The sequence below is a fragment of the Streptomyces sp. NPDC002754 genome, from assembly GCF_053592315.1.
The window spans coordinates 1-22138 of record NZ_JBSFVM010000005.1 but is presented as its reverse complement, the minus strand read 5'-3'; the positions used below and the strand labels follow the sequence as shown (position 1 = coordinate 22138).

Here is a 22138-nt window from a genome sequence, read left to right as displayed (position 1 = left end):
GCCTAAGCCGACGGCACCTGCTTCTCCGCCGAGACGTCCTCGGGGTGCAGCAGCGCCGAGCCCGCCGTCTCCTTCAGGGACAGCGCCGCGACCAGGCCGCCCACGGCGAACACCATCAGGTAGGGCCCCGGGACGAGCGTGCTGCCGGTCGCCGAGATGAGCAGCGTCATCAGGTACGGGACGGTGCCCGCGAACAGTGCCGCCGTCACGTTGTACGAGATGGAGAGCCCGCTCTGCCGGGTGCGCGTGGGGAAGACCTCCGCCGACCACACCGCGTACGTACCGAGGATCGCGGCCAGGATCGCGCCGAGCGCGAGACCCGCGATCCACGTTCCGGTCATCCCGGTCCGCATCAGCCAGAACGCCGGAGTGGAGACGACCAGGAGGGCCGCCGTCGCCCCGATGAACACCGGCTTGCGCCCCACCCGGTCGGACAGCGCGCCGAACAGCGGCACGAGTACGAGGCCGAGCAGGGAGATCACGGTGGACAGCAGGGCCGCGCTGTCGGCCGAGTGACCGAGGTGGTCGGTCTCGTACGTCACCAGGTAGGTGAGCACCGCGTAGAACGGGACGTGCATGGCCGTCATCAGACCGGCCGCCTGGAGCAGCTGGCGCTTGTGGGTGCGCCACAGTTCGCGGGCCGGGCTGCGCGGGACCGTGTCGTTCTCTTCGAGCGCCCGGTACTCGGGGGTGTCCTCGATCTTGTTGCGGATGATCACGCCGATGATGCCGAGCGGCGCCGCGATGAGGAACGGGACCCGCCAGCCCCAGGAGGTGAGTTGGGCGTCGTCGAGCCCCGTGGACAGGAGCAGGAAGACGAACGAGCCGGCCAGGAAGCCGAGCAGCGAGCCGACCTCCAGCCAGCTCACACCGAAACCGCGGCGGCGGCGCGGCGCGCTCTCGGCCAGGAAGCTGGCCGCGCTGCCGAACTCGCCGCCGGCCGCGAACCCCTGGAACAGCCGGAGGATCACCAGGAGGACCGGCGCCGCGATGCCGATCGAGTCGTAGCCGGGGAGCAGCCCGATCGCCAGGGTCGCGCCGGACATCATGAAGATGACCAGGGACAGCGTGCGCTTACGGCCGATCCGGTCGCCGAGCGGCCCGAAGACGAGGGCTCCGATCGGCCGGACACCGAACGACACGGCGAAGACGCCGAACACGGCGAGCAGCCCGGTCGTGCTGTCCCCGGCGGGGAAGAAGACCTTCGCGACGGTGCCGGCGAGATAGGCGTACGCCGCCCAGTCGAACCAGTGCACGAAGACGCCGACGGCCCCGGCCGCGACGCTCCTGCGCAGGGTCGCGGCGTCGGCGGGCGCGTCGGTCTCGGGCTGCTCGGTCACGGTCATGTCTTCGCCTCCTCGGAAGGGCCGGCCCGGTCCACGCCCGTCCACGCGAGCGCCACCGCCGCGTCGAGCAGTGCCCGCTCGGCGGTCGGGCCCACGCAGTACGCGGCGAACTCGTGCTGGTGGTTGGTGGCGGGCAGGGAGCCGATGCCGATGTAGGGGTGGATGGCGGGCACCACCTGCGACACGTTGCCCATGTCGGTGGAGGCGCGGTTCATGCGCGCGGCCTGTCCGGGCGGCGCGAACTCCCGCCCGAGGTCCAGGGCGTTGGCGCGGTAGTGCGCGAGCGCGGTCTCGTCGGCGCGGAACTCGGCGTACGGCTTGCTCTCGGGTTCGATCACCAGGTCGCAGCCGGTAGCGAGGGCGCCCGCCTCGAAGGCACGCATGACGCGCGGCTCCAACTCGGCGAGTTCGGCGAGGGTTTCGGCGCGCACGTACCAGCGGCCCGAGGTGCGTTCAGGGATGGCGTTCGGGGCGTCCCCGGCGTGCGTCACGACGCCGTGCACCCGTGCGGAGGCCGGGAGTTGCTGGCGCAGCAGGCCGATGGCGACCTGCGCGACGGTGAAGGCGTCGGCCGCGTTGATCCCGGCCTCCGGGTAGGCGGCGGCGTGCGCCGACTTGCCCGTGTACGAGACCTTGGAGTGGCTGACCGCGAACGGCTGCGCCTCGGCGACGTCGACGGGCGCCGGGTGCGCCATCATCGCGAGGTCGACCCCGGCGAAGGCGCCCCGGTCGAGCAGCTCGATCTTGCCGCCGCCGCCCTCCTCGGCGGGGGTGCCGTAGACCTCCACGGTGAGCCCGAGGTCGTCGGCGACGGCGGCGAGCCCGAGGGCGGCGCCGATGGAAGAGGCCGCGATGAGGTTGTGCCCGCACGCGTGCCCGAGGCCGGGCAGCGCGTCGTACTCGGCGCACAGCGCGATCCGGGTGGGGCCGCTGCCGAAGGACGCGTGGAACGCGGTGTCGAGGCCCAGGTAGGAGGCCGTGACGTCGAACCCGGCCCGGTCGAGCAGCTGCGGCACGGCGGCGGCCGCCCGGTGCTCCTCCCACGCGGTCTCCGGGTCGGCGTGCAACTGCTCGGACAGCGCGATCAGTTGCACGGCGTGCCGGTCGACCTCCTTGCGGGCGGCGTCCTTGAGGGCACTCATCGTTCGTCCCCGGGAACGCCGTACGCGGGCGAGCTCGCGGGGTCGAGGCCGCGCGTCACGTAGTCGTCGCGCTGCGGCAGCCATACGTCGAGGAGCTCGCCGAGCCGGTCGATCGGCTCGTCCGCCCAGTCGATCCGCAGGTCGGTGACCCGCCAGCCGACGTCGGCGACGACCGCGAGGCCCGCCGAGTGCACGGGCCCCTCCTCGCCGCCCGCCGCGACGGCGGCCTTCATGGCCGCGATCAGCCGCTCCTCCAGCTCGCCCGTGGCCTCCTGGAACGCCTCCACGAGCACGCCGGGGATGTGCTTCCCGGAGAGCATGTTTCCGGCCGCGACGACGCCATCCGCGGTGGCGGACGCGTACGTGCCGAGGGTGTGCGGGCCGCTGTACGCGAAGCCGGGGCCGGAGCGGCCCAGGGCGGTCAACTGCCGGTAGGCGATGGTCTTTTCGTGCCGCGGATCGCCGGTTACCCCCGCCAGCGCGCGCTCCGCGTCGCCGTGCTCGGCGATTCCGTCGAGCAGGCTCGTGCCGAGCGTCGGGTCGGTGATGTTCTGCGAGCTCGCCGCGCCGACGCCGGGCCGCAGATGGGCGATGCGGGCGGCGACCGCGGGGCTCGACGAGCTACCCGCGATGCCGAACCGCTCACCGTCGCGTACTACGAGGGAGAACGTCATGCCCGCGCCTCCTTCGACGTCGACGACTGCGGGATCACGGCCACCGCGTCGATCTCGCACAGCCACTCCGGGCGGGCGAGCGCGGAGACCACGATGCCGGTGGAGATGGGGTGGACGCCCTTCGTCCAGCGGCCGACCGTGCGGTACACGGCCTCCCGGTAGCGCGGGTCGATCAGGTAGATCGTGAGCTTGACCAGGTGTTCCATCCGGCTGCCCGACTCCTCGAGCAGCATGTTGATGTTGGCCATGGCCTTCTCGGCCTGCGCCTCCGCGTCGCCGACGCCGACGTTCTCGCTGGTGTCGAGGTCCTGGCCGATCTGGCCGCGGACGTACACCGTGTCGCCGGCGACGACGGCCTGGCAGAGGTCGTTGTCGAGGTTCTGCTCGGGGTAGGTGTCGCGGGTGTTGAACGGCCGGATCCGGGTGTGCCCGCCGGCCACGATCGGGGCGTTGGCCATGGTCTTCTCCTTACTCGGTGCCGTACGCGAGGTATCCGCGCCGGGTCGTGATGTGGTCGGCGACGTACTTGGCGTCGTGCCAGACACCCCAGATGAAGCTCGACCCGCGCCGGGACAGCCACGGCAGGCCCAGGAAGTAGACGCCGGGCTCCGTGGAGACCCCGCGGGCCTGGTCTGGCCGGCCGTTCTCGTCGTACGCGTCGACGTCGAGCCAGCTGTAGTCGGCGGCGAAGCCCGTGGCCCAGACGATCGAGGTGACGCCGGCCCCGGCGAGGTCGAGCGCGAGCCGGGGGTCGGTCATGCACTCCGGGTCGGCGCCGAGGACGTGCGCCACGGGCTCCTCGGGGAGGTCGAGCCCGTTGCGCTCGATGTACGCGTCGGCGGCGCGGAGCAGCTCCAGGTACTTCTCATCCCCGAGCGCGATGTTCTCGGCGAGGTCGGGCGCGAAGCTCAGCACCCCGTCCTCGTACGCGGAGGTCATGCCGAGGAGTTCGATGCCGGTGCCCGCGAGTTCGCGGAAGTCCACGGAGTGGCCGCCGCGCGCCCCGCTGACCGCGATGGTCACATGGGCCGCGCCCTGCGGCGGCGTCGTCAGGTCCCACAGCCCGAGCACCCCGAGCCACCAGCAGAAGTCCCGCCCGCGGTACTGCCGCGGCGGACGGTCGTGCGGCCCCACGGAGAGGAAGACCTGGCGGCCCGAGCGGCGCAGCTCGTCGGCGATCTGCACACCCGACGAACCCGCCCCGACCACGAGCACGGCTCCCTCGGGCAGTTGCTCCGGGTTGCGGTACCCGCTGGAGTGGATCTGCGTGCTCACCGCGCCCTCCGGCACGATGGGCGGGATCACGGGCCGCTGGAAGGGCCCGGTCGCGGCGACCACGAACCCGGCGTCGATGGTCCCCTCGGACGTCTCGACGCGGAAGCCGGTGCCGCCCTCGCGCTTGCGCACCTTGGTCACCTCGACGCCGCAGCGCACCGGGGCGTCGATCTTCTCGGCGTACCGCTCGAAGTACTCCGCGACCTGCTCCTTCGTCGCGAAGGCGTCGGGGCCGACGTCGGGGAACTCCAGGTTCGGGAACCGGTCGTGCCAGGCGGGCCCGTTCGCGACGAGCGAGTCCCAGCGCTGGGTGCGCCACCGCTCGGCGATCCGGTCCCGTTCGAGGACGATGTGCCGGATGCCCAGGTTCCCCAGGTGCTCGCTCATCGCGACGCCGGCCTGGCCCGCGCCGACGACGACGACTTCGGTCTCTTCACTGGGCATTGCAGCCTCGTTGGGCATTCAAGCCTCCACTCAAGCGGTAGTTGGTCCATCCCTGGTCCCGCGGCACCGCAGGGAACATCCTTCGCCGCCCCCTCAACCCTGTCCAACAGATGTTTCCGGGGTGAGTGATCTGTTTTTCAGATGTGGGTCGCGGTGGCTCGACCGACAGGCTCTAGGGTCGTTCCGTGACCACCACGCCTCTGACCCCGCTCGATGACCTCGACCGCCGCATCGTCGCCGCCCTGCAGATCGACGGTCGGGCTTCCTGGCGGCGGATCGCCGATGTGTTGGGGGAGCCGGAGCGGAAGGTGGCGCGGCGCGGGCACCGGCTCGTGGAGAGCGGGGACGTCGCGGTGCGCGGGCTCGTGGTGCGCGGGGAGACCGTGATCCTGCGGATGAACTGCAAGCCCGGCTCGGTGCGGGACGCCGCCGTCGCCGCGGCCCGGCGGCCGGACGCCATCTTCTCGTACGTGCTCGCGGGCGTCGCCGACGCGGTGGCCGAACTCCAGTGTGCGCCCGAGCAGTTGGGCCGTCTGATGCTGGACGAGGTGCCCGCTCTTCCGGGGCTCGTGCAGCAGCAGGTCTCGCCCGTCCTTCGCTATTTCCGCACCGTGCACGAGTGGTCGCCCGGCATCCTCGACGCCGCGGAGGCCGAGGCGCTCGGGGGCGTCGAGCGGCGGGACGACCGGGTGGGCCTCGACGACGTCGAGCTGGCGCCCGACGAGGAGGCCATCCTGCGGGCCCTCGCCGCGGACGGGCGGTGCACGAACGACGAACTCGCCGCCGTCGCCGGGGTCTCGGTCGCCACGGCCAGACGCCGCGTCGACGCGCTGAGCCGCGCCGGGCTTGTCAGCATCCGCGCGGTCGTGGAGCCCGCACTGCTCGGCCTGCCCGTGCAGGCGCTGCTGTGGATCAGGACGCGGCCCGGCGAGGTCGAAGAGGTGGGGCGGCTGCTCGTCGAGTCGCCGCTGGTGCGGTACGCGGCCGTGGTCATGGGGGAGCACCAGTTGCTCGTCGACGTGACCCAGCCGTCGAAGCAGGCGCTGCACGCCTTCCTGACGGAAGCGGCGTGGGTGCGCAGGGCCGAGTCCGTGCAGTCCCACCTCGTGGTCGAGGCGTGGAAACGCAGCGGAGTGTCCGTAAACGCCAGTTGAGTGTTTTCGGCGACTGAAAAGTTCATCAGCTCCGAACCATTGACTTAAAAGGTCAGGCCGCCGCAGTGTGAGGGCGCACACAGTCGCCTCCTGCCCGAGGACGGTCATGCCCGTACGCCCCACCTCTGATTCCGACGCCCTCTGCGGGCTCGACGCCGTCGAGCTCGCCGGACTGGTCCGCCGCCGCGAACTTTCGGCGCGCGAGGTCGTCTCCGCCCACCTCGACCGCATCGAGCGCGTGAACCCCGCGCTCAACGCCATCGTCACGCTCGACGCCGAAGGCGCGCTCGCCAAGGCGGGGGAGGCGGACGAACTGGCAGCGTCGGGGGCCGAGTTGGGGCCGCTGCACGGGCTGCCCATCGCCTTCAAGGACACCCACCTCACCCGCGGCATGCGCACCACGCACGGCTCGCCGCTCTTCGCCGACCACGTGCCCGACGAGGACGAACTCCTCGTCGAGCGCGTCCAGCGGGCCGGCGCGATCCGTATCGGCAAGACCAACGTCCCCGAGTTCGCGGCCGGTTCGCACACCTTCAACCCCGTCTTCGGCGCGACCCGGAACCCGTACGACCCGGCGCGCTCGGCCGGTGGCAGCAGTGGCGGCGCCGCCGCCGCGCTCGCCGCCCGGCTCACCCCGATCGCCGACGGCAGCGACATGGGCGGCTCACTGCGCAACCCCGCCTCGTTCTGCAACGTCGTCGGCCTGCGCACCACGCCGGGCCGGGTGCCCTCACTGCCCACGAACGACCTGTGGGAGACGCTCGGCGTCGCCGGTCCGATGGGCCGCACCGTCGCCGACGTCGCGCTGCTCCTGTCGGCCATGGCGGGCCCGGACCCGCGCTGCCCGCAGTCCCTCGAAGCCCCCGGTTCCGTGTTCCGGGCCCCGCTGGAGCGCGACCTGAAGGGGCTGCGGGTGGCGTACTCCCCGGACCTCGGCGGCCGCGTCCCGGTCGACCCCGAGGTCCGCGAGGTCGTGGCCCAGCAGGTCAAGGTGTTCGAGGCGGCGGGCGCGCATGTCGTCGAGGACTGCCCCGACCTGGACGGCGCCGACGACGTCTTCCTCACGCTGCGGGCGCAGGCCTTCCGCACCGGGCTCGGCCCACTCCTGGAGACCTCTCGCGAGCAGCTCAAGCCCAGCCTGATCTGGAACATCGAGGAGGGCCTCCGGCTCACCTCGGCCGACCTGGCCCGCGCCCGCACCGAGCACTCCCGCATCCACCTCGCGGCCGTCGGGTTCTTCGAGCGCTACGACGTGCTGATCGCCCCGGTCAGCCAGGTCCTGCCGTTCGACATCGATCTGGAGTACCCGACCGTCATCGACGGTCAGCCGCAGCACAGCTACCTCGACTGGATGCGCTCCGCGTATCTGCTCACCGTCCTGGGCGCACCCGCCCTCTCCGTCCCGGCCGGCTTCACGGACACGGGACTGCCTGTCGGCCTGCAGATCGTGGGCCCGCCGCGCGCCGAACGCGCCGTCCTCGAGATCGGCGCCGCCTACGAGGCCGCCACCGGGCACGGACGCCGCGCGCCCCACCTTTCGTAGCGATTCAGCGAGTCTTCGCGTTCAACTCCCCTCAGCTGGAGCCCCGATGAGATCTCCGCACGCGCTCTGGGCCGCCGTGCCCGTCCTGGCCTTCCTCAGTACACCGTTCCTCCCGTTCGTGAACGGGCCGTACCTCTGGTTCGGCATCCCGTCCGTCCTGGCCTGGTGCCTGATGTGGACCGTGGGGACGACGGTGGCGCTCGCCCTCGTCGACCGCGGTACGCGAGCGGGCGCCGGCTACGACGACGAGACCGAGGCCAAGGTCGAGGACGAGGGGGTGGCGGCATGAACAGCACCATGGTCATCACGGTCCTCGGCATCGTCGCCATCGCCGTGGTCGGCGTCTCCGGCCGCCGCCCGCCCAGCAAGGAGCTGGGCGAGTGGACGGTCGCCAAGCGCGGCTTCTCCACCTTCACCACCTGGTTCCTCCAGGCGGGAGAGGCCTTCACGACCTTCAGCTTCCTGGGGCTCGCGGGGATCGCCTTCGGCGGCGGCGTCGCCGCCTCCTTCGCGGTCTGCTACCTCGCCATCAACTTCATCCTGCAGTACTTCACCGCACCCCGCATGCGCCAACTCGGCCAGTGGGGCGGGTACTTGACGCAGGCGGACTTCTTCGTCGACCGCTACCGCAGCCCGCTGCTCGGCAAGGTCGTCGCCGTCGTCGGTGCCGTGTTCCTGCTGCCGTACCTGCAACTGCAGATCACCGGGCTCGGCATGATCGTGCAGCTCGCCACCGGCAGCCACACCGGCGGCAACCTCAGCATGGTCCTCGCCACCGTCCTGACCGTCGCCTTCGTCCTGTGGTCCGGCATCCGCGGCATCGCGCGGGTCGCGTACCTCAAGGACGCGCTGATGATCATCGGGCTCGTGGTGCTTGTCGCGGGCGTCGCCCTGTCGGTCAACGGCGGCATCGGCGGCCTCTTCGACACGATCCGCGACCACCACGCGCAGCTGCTCACGCTCGACCAGGAGGGCTACGACGGCACGTTCTTCGTCACCGCCGTCATCATCTCCGGCATCGGCGGCGGCCTCGGCACCATGGCCCACCTGTGGCCGCCGGTGCTCGCCGCCCGCAGCGGCCGCGTGCTGCGCTCCAACTCGATCTGGCTGCCGCTCTACCAGATCGCCCTCGGCATCCCGATCATCGTCGGCTTCGCCGGCGTCCTGCTCGCGAAGAAGGGCACCGAGCCGAACGGGGTCGCGCTCACCCTCGCCGGACAGACCCTGCCGGGCTGGCTCGTCGGAGTCGTGGCGGTCGCCGCGGCCTCCGCCGCGATGGTGCCGTCGGCGGCCATCGTCGTCGGCATCTCCAGCCTGCTCTCGCGCAACCTGCTGAGCGTCCGCAACGAGCGCACCCAACTGCGCACGAACCACCTGTGCGTGGTGGCCGCGGCCGGCCTCGCCCTCGTCCTCGGCCTGACCCGCCCCGGCCTCCTCTCCGACCTGCTGCTCCTGACGTACGGCGGCCTGACCCAGCTCGCGCCGGCGATCGTCATGGGCCTGGCGAAGAAGGTGAGGCTGGGGGCCGTGCCCGCGCTCATCGGCATCCTGACCGGCGTCGCGGTGCTCGCCTGGCTCACGTTCGGCTCTGTCGATGTCGGCAGCGTGGACACCGGCCTGATCGCGCTCGCCGTCAACATCGTCGTCACGGCCGGTGCCCAGCTCGTCGTACGTTCCCGGGTTCAGGACACCGTCAACTCGCCGACGGGCTCCGCCGATTCACCGGTCTCGGTGAGCCGCACGTAACGCCCTTCGGCCCCGGCCTCGAACGGCGTCCACCGCTCACCGTCCACCGAGGTCTCCAGGCGGTACGCCTTCGTCCCGGCCACCTCGACCCGGTCCACCGGGCGTACGCCGCCGAGGTCCACGGTGAGCGAGGCGCCGGCTTTCGCGGGGGTCCAGGTGGTGGCCGGGTTGCCGTCGACGGCGGCGCCCGCGTACTGACCCGGGTCCTCCGACGTCGCCTTCGCGGGCTTGCAGCGGGCGAGGTCGGTGGTCGGGGTGAGGTCGGGGCGGCGGGTCGGGATCGTGAGCCCGGCGCCGGTCACCGTCGCGCGCCCGCCCGGAGTGTCGACGGCGAAGGGCGCACCGCCGGTCAGCCGGACGGTGGTCGTCCTGGCCCCGATCTCGACGTCGTACGTCCGCCCCCGCCACTGAAGCCCCTTGACATTCACGCCACTTGACAGCTGCGGCGGCAGCATCGGATCGAGCCGCACGGCGTCGTCGTCCTGGAGCCGCATCCCGGTGAGCCCATGCGTGAACACTTGCAGAAACCCGCCCTTCCCGGTCAGGAAGTCCTGCGCGGGCGTCCCGGCCAACGCGTCCCCGGCACCCGCCTTCTCGCCGCGCGACTCCGAGAACGTACCGAACGAGCCCTGGAAGAACGGCCGCGAGGCCCGCTCCAGGAAGGTGTACGTCGAGCAGCCAGGCTCGCCGATCCCCGCGGCGGCGACCGCGTGCACCGAGTCCGTCATCGCCGGCCCGTCGCGGTCGGTGTGGGCCGCGTAGTAGTCGAGGGTCGCGGCAGCGGCGCCCTTCGGCATCGGCTTCCAGTCCAGCGGGTACAGCAGCAGCACGGCGTCCGCCTGCTTGATGTCGGCGCCCTTGTCGATGTCGTAACCGGCGTACTGGAGAAAGACCTTGCGCTTGCTGTCGTACGGGATGCGGAGCCGGTCGGCGATCCGCTTCCAGTCGGCCGGAGCCCGCTCACCGACCAGCGCGGCGGCCTTGGCGGCGTCCCGCAGCGAGGTCGCGGCGACGGCGTTCGTGTACACCCCGTCGTCGACGCCGTTGCTGTACTCGTCGGGCCCGGCGACGTCCTTGATGGAGTACGAACCGTCGCCCTTGTTCGGCGTGGCACGTGAACTCCAGTACGTGGCAAGCCCCTTGAGCAGCGGCCACCCGCGCTCACGCAGCCACGCACGGTCCCCGGTCGCCTGGTAGTACTGCCAGGCCGCGAGCGCGATGTCGCCCTGGAGGTGGTTCTGGGTGACGCAGTGCGGCGGATTCCAGCTCTGGCACTCCTTCCACAGCGAACCCGAACTCGCGCTGGTCCAGGGGTACATGAGCCCCTTCTGTGAGGTCTTGACCGCATTGTCGGCAGCGGCACCACGCGTCCGGTACCGATATTCGAGCACGGGCTTCGCCAACTCGGGCCGCGTCGCCAGCATCGACGGATACATCCACGTCTCGGCGTCCCAGAAGACCATCCCCGCGTAGTTGTCGCTGCTCAGGCCGGTCGGCCCGATGCTGTTGCGGGCGCCGGGACGCAGCGAGGAGAGCAGCCCGTACTGGGCGGCGCGCAGCCTCGCCTGGAGCTCGGGGCGGCCCGGGGTCTCGATGTCGGCGGCCCACAACTCCCGCCAGGCGGCGTTGTGTCGGCGGGTGAGCGCGTCCCAGCCGAGGGCCGCGGCACGCTTGGAGGCGCGTACGGCATCGCCGCGCGGGTTCGTGGACGTGAGGCCGGTGTCGACACCCACGTACTTGGTTACGTCGTACGCAACGCCTTCGCCGGCCCGGAAGTCGGCGGACTGGTTGGTGCCGAGGGAGTCCTTCACGGGGCGGGCGGTGTGGGTGCGGCCGGGGGAGCGGAGGGTGGAGGCGACGGTGCCGGCGGTCCCGGAGCCGTCCGTACGAAAGCCGACGGCGGCCGTGCGCTTGCCGGCCGGTCCGCTGCCGCTTCCGCTGATCCGGCGGGCGCCGCGCTCGTCGATGCGGTCGGTGACGGTGACCTCGCCCGACCAGTGCGGTCGCACGCGCAGCCGCACCGCGCCGACGTGCGGATCGGCCCGGTCGGCGAGCACCTCGTACGTCAGGTCGGTGCGCTTCCCGTCCTTGTGCACCCATGTGACCTCGGTACGGACGACGCCGCAGCGCATGTCGAGGGTCTGCCGGTAGCCCGTCGTGCGACTCTCCGACCCGTACGTCTCGCCGCGGGCCCGCACGTCGAGGGTGGTCCAGGTGGGGAGGGCGGCGATGGCCTCGCGGTGGGCGGTGTTCTTGGGCCCGCGCCCATAGAGCCCGGAGACGAACGCGCCGTCGTACGGGGGCGTGTAGAGCGGCCACCCGGTCTTGGCGCCGTCCCCGCCGGTCCTCGCGTACCCGGCCCCGGCGGGTGGAACACGCACGCCGAGATACCCGTTGCCCGCGTAGGCGTGATACGGACTCCCGGCGTCGACGGTCCTGGTCCCCAGACTCCACCCGGCCCCACCACATCCCGGCGCGGACGGCTCCGCGGCCTGCGCGGGCGGGACGAGGGTGGCACCAAAGGTGAGGACGGCGGCGGCGACGACACGTACGGGCTTCATGGGTTAGAGGGTGATCCGCCGCCGCACCGCGACCGAGGACGCGCGCCGAAGCCCGCCCGAAAGTCCTGCCGAACGGGCCTCCTCAATCGCCGGAGGGGCTATAAATGGCCCCGCCGGCGTTTGAGGCGCGGGGTTCGGGGCGGAGCCCCGAGGCGTGGGGGACGGAGGCCTAATCTCGCCCCATGAGCCTCACCACCTACTGCCCCGCCGACGGCACCCGCCTCCCCACCGCCTCCCTCACCTGGCGCTGCCCCACCTGCCACGGCCCCCTCGACCTCGACTACCACCCCACCCCCAGCCCCCTCAAATCCCTCACCACCCGCCCCAGTTCAATGTGGCGCTACGCCGAATGCCTCCCCCTGCCCCGCCCGGACTTCACCCTCGGCGAAGGGCGGACGCCCCTCGTCCCGCTCACCGCCGACGTGGACGCCAAGCTGGACTACCTGATGCCCACCCTCTCCTTCAAGGACCGCGGCGCGGTGCTGCTCGCCGCCCTCGCCACCCGTCTCGGCCCCGACCGCGTCATCGCCGACAGCAGCGGCAACGCCGGCACCGCCATCGCCGCCTACTGCGCCCGCGCCCGCCTCGCCTGCACCGTCTACGTCCCCGAAGCCACATCCGCCAAGAAGCTGGAGCAGATCCGCGCCCACGGCGCCCGCCTCGAAGTGGTCCCCGGCGACCGCGAGGCCACGGCCCGCGCGGCCCGCACGGCCGCCGACGAGGACGGCGTGTTCTACGCCAGCCACGTCTACAACCCGTACTTCCTGCACGGCACAAAGACGTACGTCCACGAGATCTGGGAGGACATGGGCGGCCGCCTCCCCGAGATCCTGGTCCTCCCCGTGGGCAACGGCACCCTCCTCCTCGGCGCCGCCCTCGCCATCGCCGAACTCCACCACGCCGGACTGATCGACCGCCGCCCCGCCCTGCACGCCGTGCAGTCCGCCGCGGTCGCCCCGCTGGCGCGTGCGTGGCAGGCCGGGTCGGAGGAGGTCGTGGTCGAGGAGGCCCCGGCCCCCACCGCCGCCGAGGGCATCGCCATCCCGAACCCGCCGCGCGCCCGCCAGATCCTGCGCGCCGTACGCGCATCCGGCGGCGCCTTCCACACGGTGACGGAGGATCAGATCCGGCACGCCCAACTCGACCTCGCCTCCCGCGGCCTGTACGTCGAGTCGACCGGCGCGGTGTGCTGGGCCGCGACCCGTGAGGGCGGGGCCCTCGGCGGCCGGAGCGCGGTGGTCCCGCTGTGCGGCGCGGGGCTCAAGACGGGCCTCGTCCCTGACGCGTGAACCCGACGCGTGAACCCGACGCGCGGACCGACACCCCGGAAACGTATGCATGCTCGAACCACGCTTCGATGTGTGAATGGCGCACTACCTGGGCAAAGTTGCTGCGTAAAGGCTTCTGACGTCGGAAGTCATCACATCGAGTGATTCTTTGGCCTTTGCTTGCACCTCTCAACCCACGGTTGCCACGCTGTCGCTGTCTGTCAATCAGGTGTGGCGTTTCGAGGGGACCGAGGGGACAATCAGTGACATTCGGTGAGCAGCCGGCGTATCTCCGCGTTGCGGGCGATCTCCGCAAGAAGATCGTCAGCGGATCGCTGCCGCCGCACACCCGCCTTCCCTCACAGGCCAAGATCCGTGAGGAGTACGGGGTTTCGGACACGGTGGCGCTGGAGGCCCGCAAGGTCCTGATGGCGGAGGGGCTCGTCGAGGGCCGGTCCGGTTCGGGGACCTATGTGCGCGAGCTGCCCGTGCCGCGCCGCGTCTCGCGCTCCGGCGACCGTCCGAGCAGTGGTTCCACACCGTTCCGGCAGGAGCAGTCCGACCCGGAGGCGCGGGGGACGTGGGAGTCGCGCAGCGAGCAGGTCGAGGCGGTCGCCTCCGTCGCGGAGCGGCTCGCGATCCGCGCGGGCGACCGCGTGATGCGCACCAAGTACGTGTACCGGGACGCGGGGGAGGCGATGATGCTCGCGACCTCGTGGGAGCCCCTCGCGGTGACGGGGCGCACGCCGGTGATGCTCCCGGAGGAGGGCCCGCTCGGCGGCTGCGGAGTCGCGGAGCGCATGGCGGCGATCGACGTGATTGTGGACAACGTGACGGAGGAAGTGGCCGCCCGCCCCGGGCTCGCCGAGGAGTTGAGCGCGCTCGGCGGCGTGCCGGGACATGTCGTGATCGTCATCCACCGGACCTTCTTCGCCTCCGGCCGACCGGTCGAGACGGCCGACGTCGTCGTCCCCGCGGACCGCTACCGCATCGCGTACCACCTGCCGGTGCGATAGGCCCTGTCCAGACCGTTTCAGTGCCCGGTCTCCGGTGCGCCCCGTCCGGGCCCCGTGATCCCGAGTTAACCGCGCCTCAACTCCCGTAACAGGCAGGCAATCGAGCACTGCCGCGGATTGTCATGTACGGCTCCTAACTTCCTTCTCCGTAGGCATTTGGTATACCGCCGACGGAGGAACGGGTAGCCGCCATGACCGAGACCGCCGTATCCCACGCAGACCCCGCAGCCGGGCCGCCCGACAGGAAGCCGCCCCAGCGCAGTTACGCCAAGCTGGCCGCCGACGAGTCCCGCGAGGACTACTCGCTGCGCTACGCCCCGCACTCCTACCGGCGCTGGTCCGAGACCACGGTCGCCTCCACCGCGCTCGGCGGCATCGCCTACCTCGCGGACTTCGCGATCGGCGCGTCCATCGTCTTCACGTACGGGTTCACCAGCGGACTCGCCTCGATCCTGTGCGCGGCGACGATCATCTTCACCACCGGCGTCCCGATCGCCCGCGCCTGCGCCAAGTACGGCCTGGACATGGATCTGATCACCCGCGGCGCCGGCTTCGGCTACTTCGGGTCGACGCTCACGTCCCTCATCTACGCCTCGTTCACCTTCATCTTCTTCGCGCTCGAAGGCTCGATCATGGCGCAGGCGATGCACGAGGTCTTCGGACTGCCTTTGCCCATCGGGTACTTGGTGACCACGCTGATCGTCATCCCGATCGTGTTCCGCGGAATGGGCGCGCTTGCCAAGGTGCAGGCGTGGACGCAGCCGGTCTGGCTGATCGGCCTGGTCCTGCCCTTCGTGATCCTGCTCTTCAACTCACCGGGCTCCTTCGGTGACTTCACCGGTTTCGGCGGCACCGAAGGCGCGGGCAGCGGCTTCTCCTGGATCGGCTTCGGGCTCGGCACCGGTGTCGCGCTCTCGCTCATCGCGCAGATCGGCGAGCAGGCCGACTACCTCCGGTTCATGCCGGCCAAGACGGAAGCGAACAGGAAGCGGTGGAATCTGGCCGTTCTGGCGGCGGGGCCCGGCTGGGTGGTCATCGGCGCCGCCAAGCAGCTCGGCGGCGCGCTCCTCGCCTTCGTGGCCCTCGAAGCGGTCGGCAAGACGCACGCGCTCGAACCCATCGCGCCGCAGGTCGAGGCGCTCAAGCCGTGGCTCGGCTCGGTCGCGCTGCCCGTCGCCGCGCTCTTCGTGGTGGTCTCACAGATCAAGATCAACGTCACCAACGCGTACAGCGGTTCGCTGTCCTGGTCGAACTTCTTCTCCCGCGTGACGCACCGGCACCCGGGCCGTGTCTGGTACATCTTCCTCAACCTCGCCATCGCGCTGACGCTGATGGAACTGAACATGTTCGAGGCCCTGAACAAGCTCCTCGGCTTCTACTCGAACGTGGGCATCGCCTGGATCGCGGCTGTCGCCGCCGACCTCGTCATCAACAAACGGGTGGGCTGGAGCCCCAAGTACATCGAGTTCAAGCGGGCGTACCTGTACGCGGTGAACCCGGCCGGATTCGGCGCCATGGTGATCGCCTCGGTCGTCTCGATCCTGGCGTTCTTCGGGCTCTTCGGTGAGTACGCCGAGGCCTTCTCCACGTTCATCGCCGCAGGTCTCTCGCTGACTCTGTGCCCGCTCATCGCCTGGGCCACGAAGGGCAGGTACTACCTGGCGCGGCCGAACCCGGTGAACGGCCCGGACGTCGAGTTCGCCGAGGGCACCGACATCACCGCGACCCACACCTGCACCGTCTGCGAGACGGCGTACGAACTCCCGGACATCGCCGACTGCCCGGCCCACTCCGGCCCGATCTGCTCGCTCTGCTGTTCCCTCGACGCCCACTGCGGCGACGTCTGCACCAAGAAACCGACGGGCGAACCGGTCCTGATGCCGATGCCGGAGGTGCGTATGCGCTGAGCCGTACCGGCAGTGGTGGAGGGAGGGGGGGCGCACCCGAGGGGTGCGCCCCCCTCCGTTCGCCGTCCGCGCGTTCGGGCAGTGGCTTGTTGCGTATCTCTTTGTGCCAATCCGTATCCGGTGCGTAAAGGTCAGGCGTAGGCTCGGGCATATGCGGTTTGCGGTTTCCTCGGGGTTGGGAGGCAGGGCGCGATGCGAGTCGAGGCCGGGGCGGCCAGGGAGGGGCGGAGCGCGATGAGCGACGGCACGACCACACTTCCGTGGCTGGTCATCCGCGAGGACGACAACGGGAACCGCTACCGGGTGGGCCGTTACGCCACGAAGGTCGAGGCCCAGCGCATGGCCGACAGCCTCGACGACCGCAGGGACCACCAGCCGACGTACTGGGTCGAGCGCCTGGGACAGGGGCGGAACGGCACGGCGCTCTGACGGGGCCATAGGCTCCGGCGTATGCCCCCTGAGTCCCCCTCGCCGACCGTGGTCGTCGCCGCGGCCCTGTACGACACCGAGGAGCGGCTGCTCGCCGCGCGGCGCAGCGCGCCCCCCGAACTCGCGGGCCGCTGGGAGCTGCCCGGCGGCAAGGTCGAACCGGGCGAGGCGCCGGAGTGGGCGCTGGTGCGCGAGCTGCGCGAGGAACTCGGCATCGAGGCCGAGCCATTCGCCCGGGTGCCTGGCGAATGGCCCCTGAAGGCCGGATACGTACTGCGGGTCTGGCGCTGCCACCTGCGCTCCGGCACCCCGCGCCCCCTCCAGGACCACGACGAACTGCGCTGGCTGACGGCGGCCGAGGCGTGGTCCGTGGACTGGCTCGACCAGGACGTACCCGCGGTGAAAGAGGTCCTGCGGGACCGCGTCTGACGGGGGCTCGCGCCCGCGTCCCACGAGCCTCGCCTACGCCGTCCGTGCCACCGCGCACCCCACTCCGCGATAGCGCAGCGCTCCGTCCGGGTATATCCCGATTAACCCTCTGAAACCGGACAGGGTCCTTCGCGGGCCAGGGATGTGATCCGCGTGCTCCACACTGAAGGCGACTGCGTCGAGTGGGCCTTTCCCGCCGACCCGTCGGCCGTCCGAAGGGTGCGCGCCAAGGTGCGTACGCAGCTCGTCGAATGGGGGCTCGAAGAGCTCGCCGATATCACCGCGCTGCTGGTCAGCGAGCTGGTGACCAATTCCCTGCGGTACGCGTCCGGGCCCATCGGCGTCCGGCTCGCCCGCCCGTCCGAACCCTCGGACGCCCTCCTCGTGGAGGTATCCGACCCGCTGCCCGACCCGCCCTGCGCCCGCACCGCGGCCCCCGACGAGGAGGGCGGGCGCGGGCTGCAACTGGTGACCGAGGTGTCCCGGCGCTGGGGGACACGGCCGGGTGGGGAGCGGTCGGGCGGGAAGACGGGGAAGACGGTGTGGTTCGAGCTGTCGCTGCCGGGTTAGGAGAAGCCCGAGTGGGACAGACGCTGGTGTGAGGGAGTGGGTGTGAGATGCCGTGTGTGGGCGCACCCGCACCCTGGGTACGGAAACAGTCGGTCCCGACGGGCCAAAAAGCGTCGGGACCATGGTGTGATCGTGAACACCGTGTTGCGCGGCTCCGTAGTGCTGGATACTGCGTGCAGCCGCCTCGGTGACCGGTGCCGGACGCGGTGAGCTGGAGGGGACGGTTCGCGTGAGCGAGATACCAGCGAAGGGCAGGGTGTCCGAGGATCCCTCGGGCGCGGCCTCGACGTCGCGTGCGGAGCGCGTGCCGCTGGGCGACGACGCTCCTGATGCCGCGGGCACGGAGCGTGCGGAACCGATCCCGGAATCAGGACCGGGCGCGTCCCCGACCCCTCCCGAGGAGTCCTTCGGCCGGACCGACCTCTGGCAGGCGAGCCCGCCGGGTTCGATCTACGACTACATCAAGGTCGCCTCCTTCTCGATCGGCTCCGACGGCGCGATCGACCAGTGGAGCCGGCGGGCCGCCCAGCTCTTCGGGGTCCCGCCCGAGGAGGCCGTGGGCAAGGACCCCATCGAGGCCTTCGTCCCCGCGGACCTGCGCGAGCGCGGCCACCGCAAGATGGCGGAGATCCTGGACGGGCAGGAGTGGACGGGCACCGTCCCCTTCCGGGTACCGGCGCCGGAGACCTCGGGGGAGCCGGAAGCGGAACCGCGAGCGGAGGCGCCCCTCGCGGCGGGCGCGGGGGCGACCGGGGTCGCCGAGATCTATGTGATGCCGACGACCACCGAGTCCGGCGAGCGCGCCGCGGTGTGCATCGTCGTCGACGTGCGGACCCTGCGGCACATCGAGACCGACCTCGCGTCCTCGCAGGCGATTTTCGGCCAATCTCCCTTCGGTTTCCTGCTGTTCGGCACCGACCTCAAGGTCCAGCGCACCAACCGCACCCTGACCTCGGTCTTCGGCGGACACGTCGACGATCACCGCGGCCGTACCGTCCACGACTACCTGCCGCGGCACGAGGCGGACCGCGTGCAGGGCGCGCTGCGCCGGGTCCTGGAGACGGGTGACGCGGTCACCGACATGCAACTGGTCGGCACCGCCCCGGAGTCCACCGAGCGGCGCCACTGGTCCATCAACCTCTACCGCGTGCACAGCGGAACGGGCCGCCCGATCGGCGTCGCGGGGCTCGCCACGGACGTCACCCGCCGGCACGCCGCCGCCCGCGAGGCCGCGCACGCCCGCCGCAACCTGGCGCTCCTGAACGAGGCGGGCTCCCGGATCGGCAACTCGCTGGACCTGGAGACCACCGCCCGCGAACTCCTCGACGTCGTGGTCCCCGGCTTCTGCGACCTCGCGTCCGTCGACCTGTACCAGGGGCTGCTCGCGGGTGACGAGGCGGCGCAGTTCCGGCACAGCCTCGCCGACGGCAGCGCCGAACTGCGCAGGGTGGCCGCCGCGAGCGCCGTCGCCGACGTGCCGTTCCTCGACCTCGGCGGCGAGGCCCCCGTCAACGTGGGGGCGGTGCACCGCTTCCCGTTCAACTCACCCTGCGCACAGGCCCTGCGCACCGCGCGCCCGCAGACGCTGCCCACCGAGCAGCGCGGGCTCGTGCGGTCCACGCTCGCCGTGCCGATGGTCGCGCACGACACGGTCGTCGGGCTCGTCCAGTTCTCCCGGACGAAGGGCAGCGAGCCGTTCACCGAGCGGGACAGGGCGCTCGCCATGGAGCTGGCCGCGCGCGCCGCGGTCTGTATCGACAACGCGCGCCTGTACCGCCGCGAGCACGAGCGGGCGCTGATCCTGCAGCGCTCCCTGCTGCCGCCGGACGACCCGGAGGCGGCCGGACTCGACATCGCCTGCCGCTACCGGCCCGGCAACGCCGCGACCGAGGTCGGCGGCGACTGGTTCGACGTCATCGAACTCCCCGGGCACCGCACCGCGTTGGTCGTCGGCGACGTCATGGGCCGCGGCCTGCGCGCCGCCGTCGCCATGGGCGAACTGCGCACCGCCGTACGTACGTTGGCCCTGCTCGACCTCGAACCGGCCGAAGTACTCAGCGCGTTGGACGAGATCGCCCGCGGTCTCGGCACCCCCGGTGGCGTCCAGCAGGGCACACGCCCCGCCCGCTCCGCGCGCTCCTTCGGCGGCGAGGACCTCTCCGAGGTCTACCTCGCCACCTGTGTCTACGCGGTGTACGACGCGGTCACCCGGCGCTGCACGTTCGCCAACGCGGGGCACCTGCCGCCGGTCCTCGTCGAACCCGGCGACAGCGCGCTCATGCTCGACGTACCGCCGGGGATGCCGCTCGGTGTCGGCGGCGAGCCGTTCGAGGAGGTGGAGGTGGAGCTGCCGGAGGACTCCCTGCTCGCCCTCTACACGGACGGCCTGGTGGAATCCCGCGACCATCCGCTCGACGAGGGCCTCTCGGCCTTCCGCAACGCGCTCGACGATCCCGCCCCGGCTCTCGAGGACGTCTGCGACCACGTCCTCAACACCCTCGACACGCATCACGGCGAGGACGACATCGCGCTCCTCATGGCCCGTGTGCAGGGGCTGCCGAGCGGCAACGTCGGCGACTGGACGCTGCCCCGCGAGCCGAAGTCGGTGGGCAGGGCCCGCGAGTACGCGCGGGCGCAGTTGTCGAGCTGGGGCCTGGAGGGCCTCGTCGACACGTCGGAACTGCTGGTCAGCGAGCTGGTCACCAACGCGCTGCGGTACGGCGAGGGCGACATCAGGCTCCGCCTCCTCCTCGACCGGACGCTGGTGTGCGAGGTGTGGGACGCGGGTCTCGTGCAGCCGCGCCGCCGCCGGGCGCGGGACACGGACGAGGGCGGCCGCGGGCTTCAGCTCGTCGGGCTGCTGAGCGCGGCGTGGGGCTCGCGCCGGACGCCGCGCGGGAAGACGGTCTGGTTCGAGCTGCCGCTGCCGGACGGGGAGACGGGTCTGGCGGACCCGACGGAGGCGCTGCTCAGCCTGTTCTGAGCGGGAGCCCGTCCGGCTTCCGCCAAGGTGACGCCGAACACATCACCGGTCAATCACCGCACCCCCCTTTGCATGGTCATGCATCGTCATGCATACTCTTCCTATGTCCAAGGTCCTCACATCCCTCCCGGCCGGCGAGCGCGTCGGCATCGCCTTCTCGGGCGGCCTCGACACGTCCGTCGCCGTCGCGTGGATGCGTGACAAGGGCGCCGTCCCGTGCACGTACACCGCCGACATCGGCCAGTACGACGAGCCCGACATCGACGGCGTGCCCAGTCGAGCGCAGGCGTACGGCGCCGAGATCGCGCGTGCCGTCGACTGCAAGGCCGCCCTTGTGGAGGAGGGCCTTGCGGCGCTGACCTGCGGCGCGTTCCACATCCGCTCCGGCGGTCGCGCGTACTTCAACACGACGCCGCTCGGCCGCGCGGTCACCGGCACGCTCCTGGTGCGGGCGATGCTGGAGGACAACGTCCAGATCTGGGGCGACGGCTCGACGTACAAGGGCAACGACATCGAGCGGTTCTACCGCTACGGTCTGCTCGCCAACCCGAACCTGCGGATCTACAAGCCGTGGCTCGACGCGGACTTCGTGACCGAGCTCGGCGGCCGGCAGGAGATGTCGGAGTGGCTGGTCGAGCACGGCCTGCCCTACCGGGACTCGGCGGAGAAGGCGTACTCCACGGACGCCAACATCTGGGGTGCCACGCACGAGGCCAAGACGCTCGAGCACCTGAACGTCTCGCTCGAGACGGTCGAGCCGATCATGGGCGTCAAGTTCTGGGACCCGTCGGTGGAGATCCCCACCGAGGACGTCACGATCGGCTTCGAGATGGGCCGCCCGGTCACGATCAACGGCAAGGAGTTCGCCTCCGCCGTCGACCTGGTGATGGAGGCCAACGCGATCGGCGGCCGCCACGGCCTGGGCATGTCCGACCAGATCGAGAACCGGATCATCGAGGCCAAGAGCCGCGGCATCTACGAGGCGCCGGGCATGGCCCTCCTGTTCGCCGCGTACGAGCGCTTGGTCAACGCGATCCACAACGAGGACACGGTCGCCCAGTACCACGCGGAGGGCCGGCGTCTCGGCCGCCTGATGTACGAGGGCCGCTGGCTCGACCCGCAGGCCCTGATGATCCGGGAGTCGCTGCAGCGCTGGGTCGGCGCCGCGATCACCGGCGAGGTCACGCTGCGCCTGCGGCGCGGCGAGGACTACTCGATCCTCGACACGCAGGGCCCCGCCTTCTCGTACCACCCGGACAAGCTCTCCATGGAGCGGACCGCGGACTCGGCGTTCGGCCCGGTCGACCGGATCGGCCAGCTGACCATGCGCAACCTCGACATCGCCGACTCGCGCGGCAAGCTCGAGCAGTACGCGAACCTCGGCCTCCTCGGCGAGGGCAGCCCGGTCGCCGGCGCCGCGCAGGCAGCGGTCACGGGCCTGATCGGCACGATGCCGGAAGGCGGCGCCCAAGCCATCGCCTCCCGCGGAGAAACCTCCGCGGAGGACGAGGCCCTGGACCGCGCAGCCATGGAATCCGGCACGGACTGACCCATTCAAGCCCCGCCGGCGATTGAGGCGCGGGGTCCGGGGCAGAGCCCCGCGACCGGTGGGGTCCGCGCCCCCCTCAAACGCCAGGGGGGGGCCGCCCCC

Annotated in this window: 18 protein-coding genes; 12 read left to right on the top strand and 6 right to left on the bottom strand. The window is 71.4% G+C overall.

Going from position 1 to position 22138, the window contains the following annotated elements:
• Positions 1-2: 2 nt before the first annotated feature.
• Genes ACWD2L_RS14095 through ACWD2L_RS14075 form a run of 5 tightly spaced genes read right to left on the bottom strand, consistent with a single transcriptional unit; the run spans position 3 to position 4881 of the window.
• The gene (locus tag ACWD2L_RS14095; protein ID WP_351341520.1) at positions 3-1346 is read right to left on the bottom strand and encodes an MFS transporter; all 1344 of its coding nucleotides are present in this window, start codon (positions 1344-1346) and stop codon (positions 3-5) included.
• Positions 1343-2488 carry a M20 family metallopeptidase gene (locus ACWD2L_RS14090; RefSeq protein WP_351341517.1) on the bottom strand — a complete coding sequence of 382 codons (1146 nt, stop codon included), beginning with the start codon at positions 2486-2488 and terminating at the stop codon, positions 1343-1345. Before ACWD2L_RS14090 ends, ACWD2L_RS14095 begins: the two co-directional genes overlap by 4 nt.
• Positions 2485-3162, bottom strand: a complete 678-nt coding sequence (locus tag ACWD2L_RS14085; RefSeq protein WP_351341515.1) for a DUF1028 domain-containing protein — start codon at positions 3160-3162, stop codon at positions 2485-2487. Before ACWD2L_RS14085 ends, ACWD2L_RS14090 begins: the two co-directional genes overlap by 4 nt.
• Positions 3159-3620, bottom strand: a complete 462-nt coding sequence (locus ACWD2L_RS14080) for a RidA family protein (RefSeq protein WP_351341512.1) — start codon at positions 3618-3620, stop codon at positions 3159-3161. The genes ACWD2L_RS14085 and ACWD2L_RS14080 overlap by 4 nt, the downstream gene beginning before the upstream one ends.
• Before the next feature lie 10 nt (positions 3621-3630).
• Positions 3631-4881 carry a flavin-containing monooxygenase gene (locus ACWD2L_RS14075; protein ID WP_351341510.1) on the bottom strand — a complete coding sequence of 417 codons (1251 nt, stop codon included), beginning with the start codon at positions 4879-4881 and terminating at the stop codon, positions 3631-3633.
• A 185-nt stretch (positions 4882-5066) separates the two neighbouring features.
• Here ACWD2L_RS14075 and ACWD2L_RS14070 point away from each other — a divergent pair, with 185 nt between their 5' ends.
• The 4 genes from ACWD2L_RS14070 to ACWD2L_RS14055 all read left to right on the top strand — a co-directional run bounded on the left by ACWD2L_RS14070 (position 5067) and on the right by ACWD2L_RS14055 (position 9324).
• Positions 5067-6035 carry an Lrp/AsnC family transcriptional regulator gene (locus ACWD2L_RS14070; protein WP_351341507.1) on the top strand — a complete coding sequence of 323 codons (969 nt, stop codon included), beginning with the start codon at positions 5067-5069 and terminating at the stop codon, positions 6033-6035.
• Positions 6036-6141: 106 nt separating this feature from the next.
• On the top strand, positions 6142-7578 hold the full coding sequence (locus ACWD2L_RS14065) for an amidase (RefSeq protein WP_351341505.1): 1437 nt from the start codon (positions 6142-6144) through the stop codon (positions 7576-7578).
• Between the two features lie 46 nt (positions 7579-7624).
• Positions 7625-7867, top strand: a complete 243-nt coding sequence (locus ACWD2L_RS14060; RefSeq protein WP_351341503.1) for a hypothetical protein — start codon at positions 7625-7627, stop codon at positions 7865-7867.
• Positions 7864-9324 carry a sodium:solute symporter family protein gene (locus tag ACWD2L_RS14055; RefSeq protein ID WP_351341500.1) on the top strand — a complete coding sequence of 487 codons (1461 nt, stop codon included), beginning with the start codon at positions 7864-7866 and terminating at the stop codon, positions 9322-9324. Before ACWD2L_RS14060 ends, ACWD2L_RS14055 begins: the two co-directional genes overlap by 4 nt.
• On the opposite strand, the gene ACWD2L_RS14050 is transcribed toward ACWD2L_RS14055, so the two are convergent.
• The gene (locus ACWD2L_RS14050) at positions 9261-11885 is read right to left on the bottom strand and encodes a discoidin domain-containing protein (protein WP_351341497.1); all 2625 of its coding nucleotides are present in this window, start codon (positions 11883-11885) and stop codon (positions 9261-9263) included. The genes ACWD2L_RS14055 and ACWD2L_RS14050 overlap by 64 nt on opposite strands.
• Before the next feature lie 182 nt (positions 11886-12067).
• Here ACWD2L_RS14050 and ACWD2L_RS14045 point away from each other — a divergent pair, with 182 nt between their 5' ends.
• The 8 genes from ACWD2L_RS14045 to argG all read left to right on the top strand — a co-directional run bounded on the left by ACWD2L_RS14045 (position 12068) and on the right by argG (position 22036).
• Positions 12068-13174, top strand: coding sequence for a threonine synthase (locus ACWD2L_RS14045; protein WP_351341495.1), 1107 nt, complete (start codon positions 12068-12070; stop codon positions 13172-13174).
• A gap of 242 nt (positions 13175-13416) precedes the next feature.
• A complete protein-coding gene (locus ACWD2L_RS14040; protein WP_351341492.1) occupies positions 13417-14169 on the top strand; it encodes a GntR family transcriptional regulator in 753 nt (250 codons plus the stop codon).
• 191 nt (positions 14170-14360) lie between these two features.
• Positions 14361-16076: a purine-cytosine permease family protein gene (locus tag ACWD2L_RS14035; protein WP_351341489.1), complete on the top strand. Its 1716-nt coding sequence runs from the start codon at positions 14361-14363 to the stop codon at positions 16074-16076.
• Between the two features lie 234 nt (positions 16077-16310).
• Positions 16311-16505 (top strand): SPOR domain-containing protein, encoded by a 195-nt coding sequence (locus ACWD2L_RS14030; protein WP_351341486.1) that lies wholly within the window; start codon positions 16311-16313, stop codon positions 16503-16505.
• 21 nt (positions 16506-16526) lie between these two features.
• Positions 16527-16934 (top strand): (deoxy)nucleoside triphosphate pyrophosphohydrolase, encoded by a 408-nt coding sequence (locus ACWD2L_RS14025; RefSeq protein WP_351341483.1) that lies wholly within the window; start codon positions 16527-16529, stop codon positions 16932-16934.
• A gap of 144 nt (positions 16935-17078) precedes the next feature.
• On the top strand, positions 17079-17504 hold the full coding sequence (locus tag ACWD2L_RS14020) for an ATP-binding protein (protein ID WP_351341480.1): 426 nt from the start codon (positions 17079-17081) through the stop codon (positions 17502-17504).
• 229 nt (positions 17505-17733) lie between these two features.
• Entirely contained in the window at positions 17734-20487 is a 2754-nt protein-coding gene (locus ACWD2L_RS14015) for a SpoIIE family protein phosphatase (protein WP_351341477.1), read from the top strand.
• Positions 20488-20590: 103 nt separating this feature from the next.
• Positions 20591-22036, top strand: a complete 1446-nt coding sequence (gene argG, locus ACWD2L_RS14010; RefSeq protein WP_351341474.1) for an argininosuccinate synthase — start codon at positions 20591-20593, stop codon at positions 22034-22036.
• Positions 22037-22138 lie beyond the last annotated feature (102 nt).

Coding starts and splice junctions, on each gene's coding strand:
- ACWD2L_RS14080 (WP_351341512.1), bottom strand. CDS start 3,620: ATGGCCAACGCCCCGATCGTGGCCGGCGGGCACACCCGGATCCGGCCG.
- ACWD2L_RS14065 (WP_351341505.1), top strand. CDS start 6,142: ATGCCCGTACGCCCCACCTCTGATTCCGACGCCCTCTGCGGGCTCGAC.
- ACWD2L_RS14060 (WP_351341503.1), top strand. CDS start 7,625: ATGAGATCTCCGCACGCGCTCTGGGCCGCCGTGCCCGTCCTGGCCTTC.
- ACWD2L_RS14090 (WP_351341517.1), bottom strand. CDS start 2,488: ATGAGTGCCCTCAAGGACGCCGCCCGCAAGGAGGTCGACCGGCACGCC.
- ACWD2L_RS14025 (WP_351341483.1), top strand. CDS start 16,527: ATGCCCCCTGAGTCCCCCTCGCCGACCGTGGTCGTCGCCGCGGCCCTG.
- ACWD2L_RS14075 (WP_351341510.1), bottom strand. CDS start 4,881: ATGCCCAGTGAAGAGACCGAAGTCGTCGTCGTCGGCGCGGGCCAGGCC.
- ACWD2L_RS14045 (WP_351341495.1), top strand. CDS start 12,068: ATGAGCCTCACCACCTACTGCCCCGCCGACGGCACCCGCCTCCCCACC.
- ACWD2L_RS14055 (WP_351341500.1), top strand. CDS start 7,864: ATGAACAGCACCATGGTCATCACGGTCCTCGGCATCGTCGCCATCGCC.
- argG (WP_351341474.1), top strand. CDS start 20,591: ATGTCCAAGGTCCTCACATCCCTCCCGGCCGGCGAGCGCGTCGGCATC.
- ACWD2L_RS14030 (WP_351341486.1), top strand. CDS start 16,311: ATGAGCGACGGCACGACCACACTTCCGTGGCTGGTCATCCGCGAGGAC.
- ACWD2L_RS14035 (WP_351341489.1), top strand. CDS start 14,361: ATGACCGAGACCGCCGTATCCCACGCAGACCCCGCAGCCGGGCCGCCC.
- ACWD2L_RS14095 (WP_351341520.1), bottom strand. CDS start 1,346: ATGACCGTGACCGAGCAGCCCGAGACCGACGCGCCCGCCGACGCCGCG.
- ACWD2L_RS14050 (WP_351341497.1), bottom strand. CDS start 11,885: ATGAAGCCCGTACGTGTCGTCGCCGCCGCCGTCCTCACCTTTGGTGCC.
- ACWD2L_RS14085 (WP_351341515.1), bottom strand. CDS start 3,162: ATGACGTTCTCCCTCGTAGTACGCGACGGTGAGCGGTTCGGCATCGCG.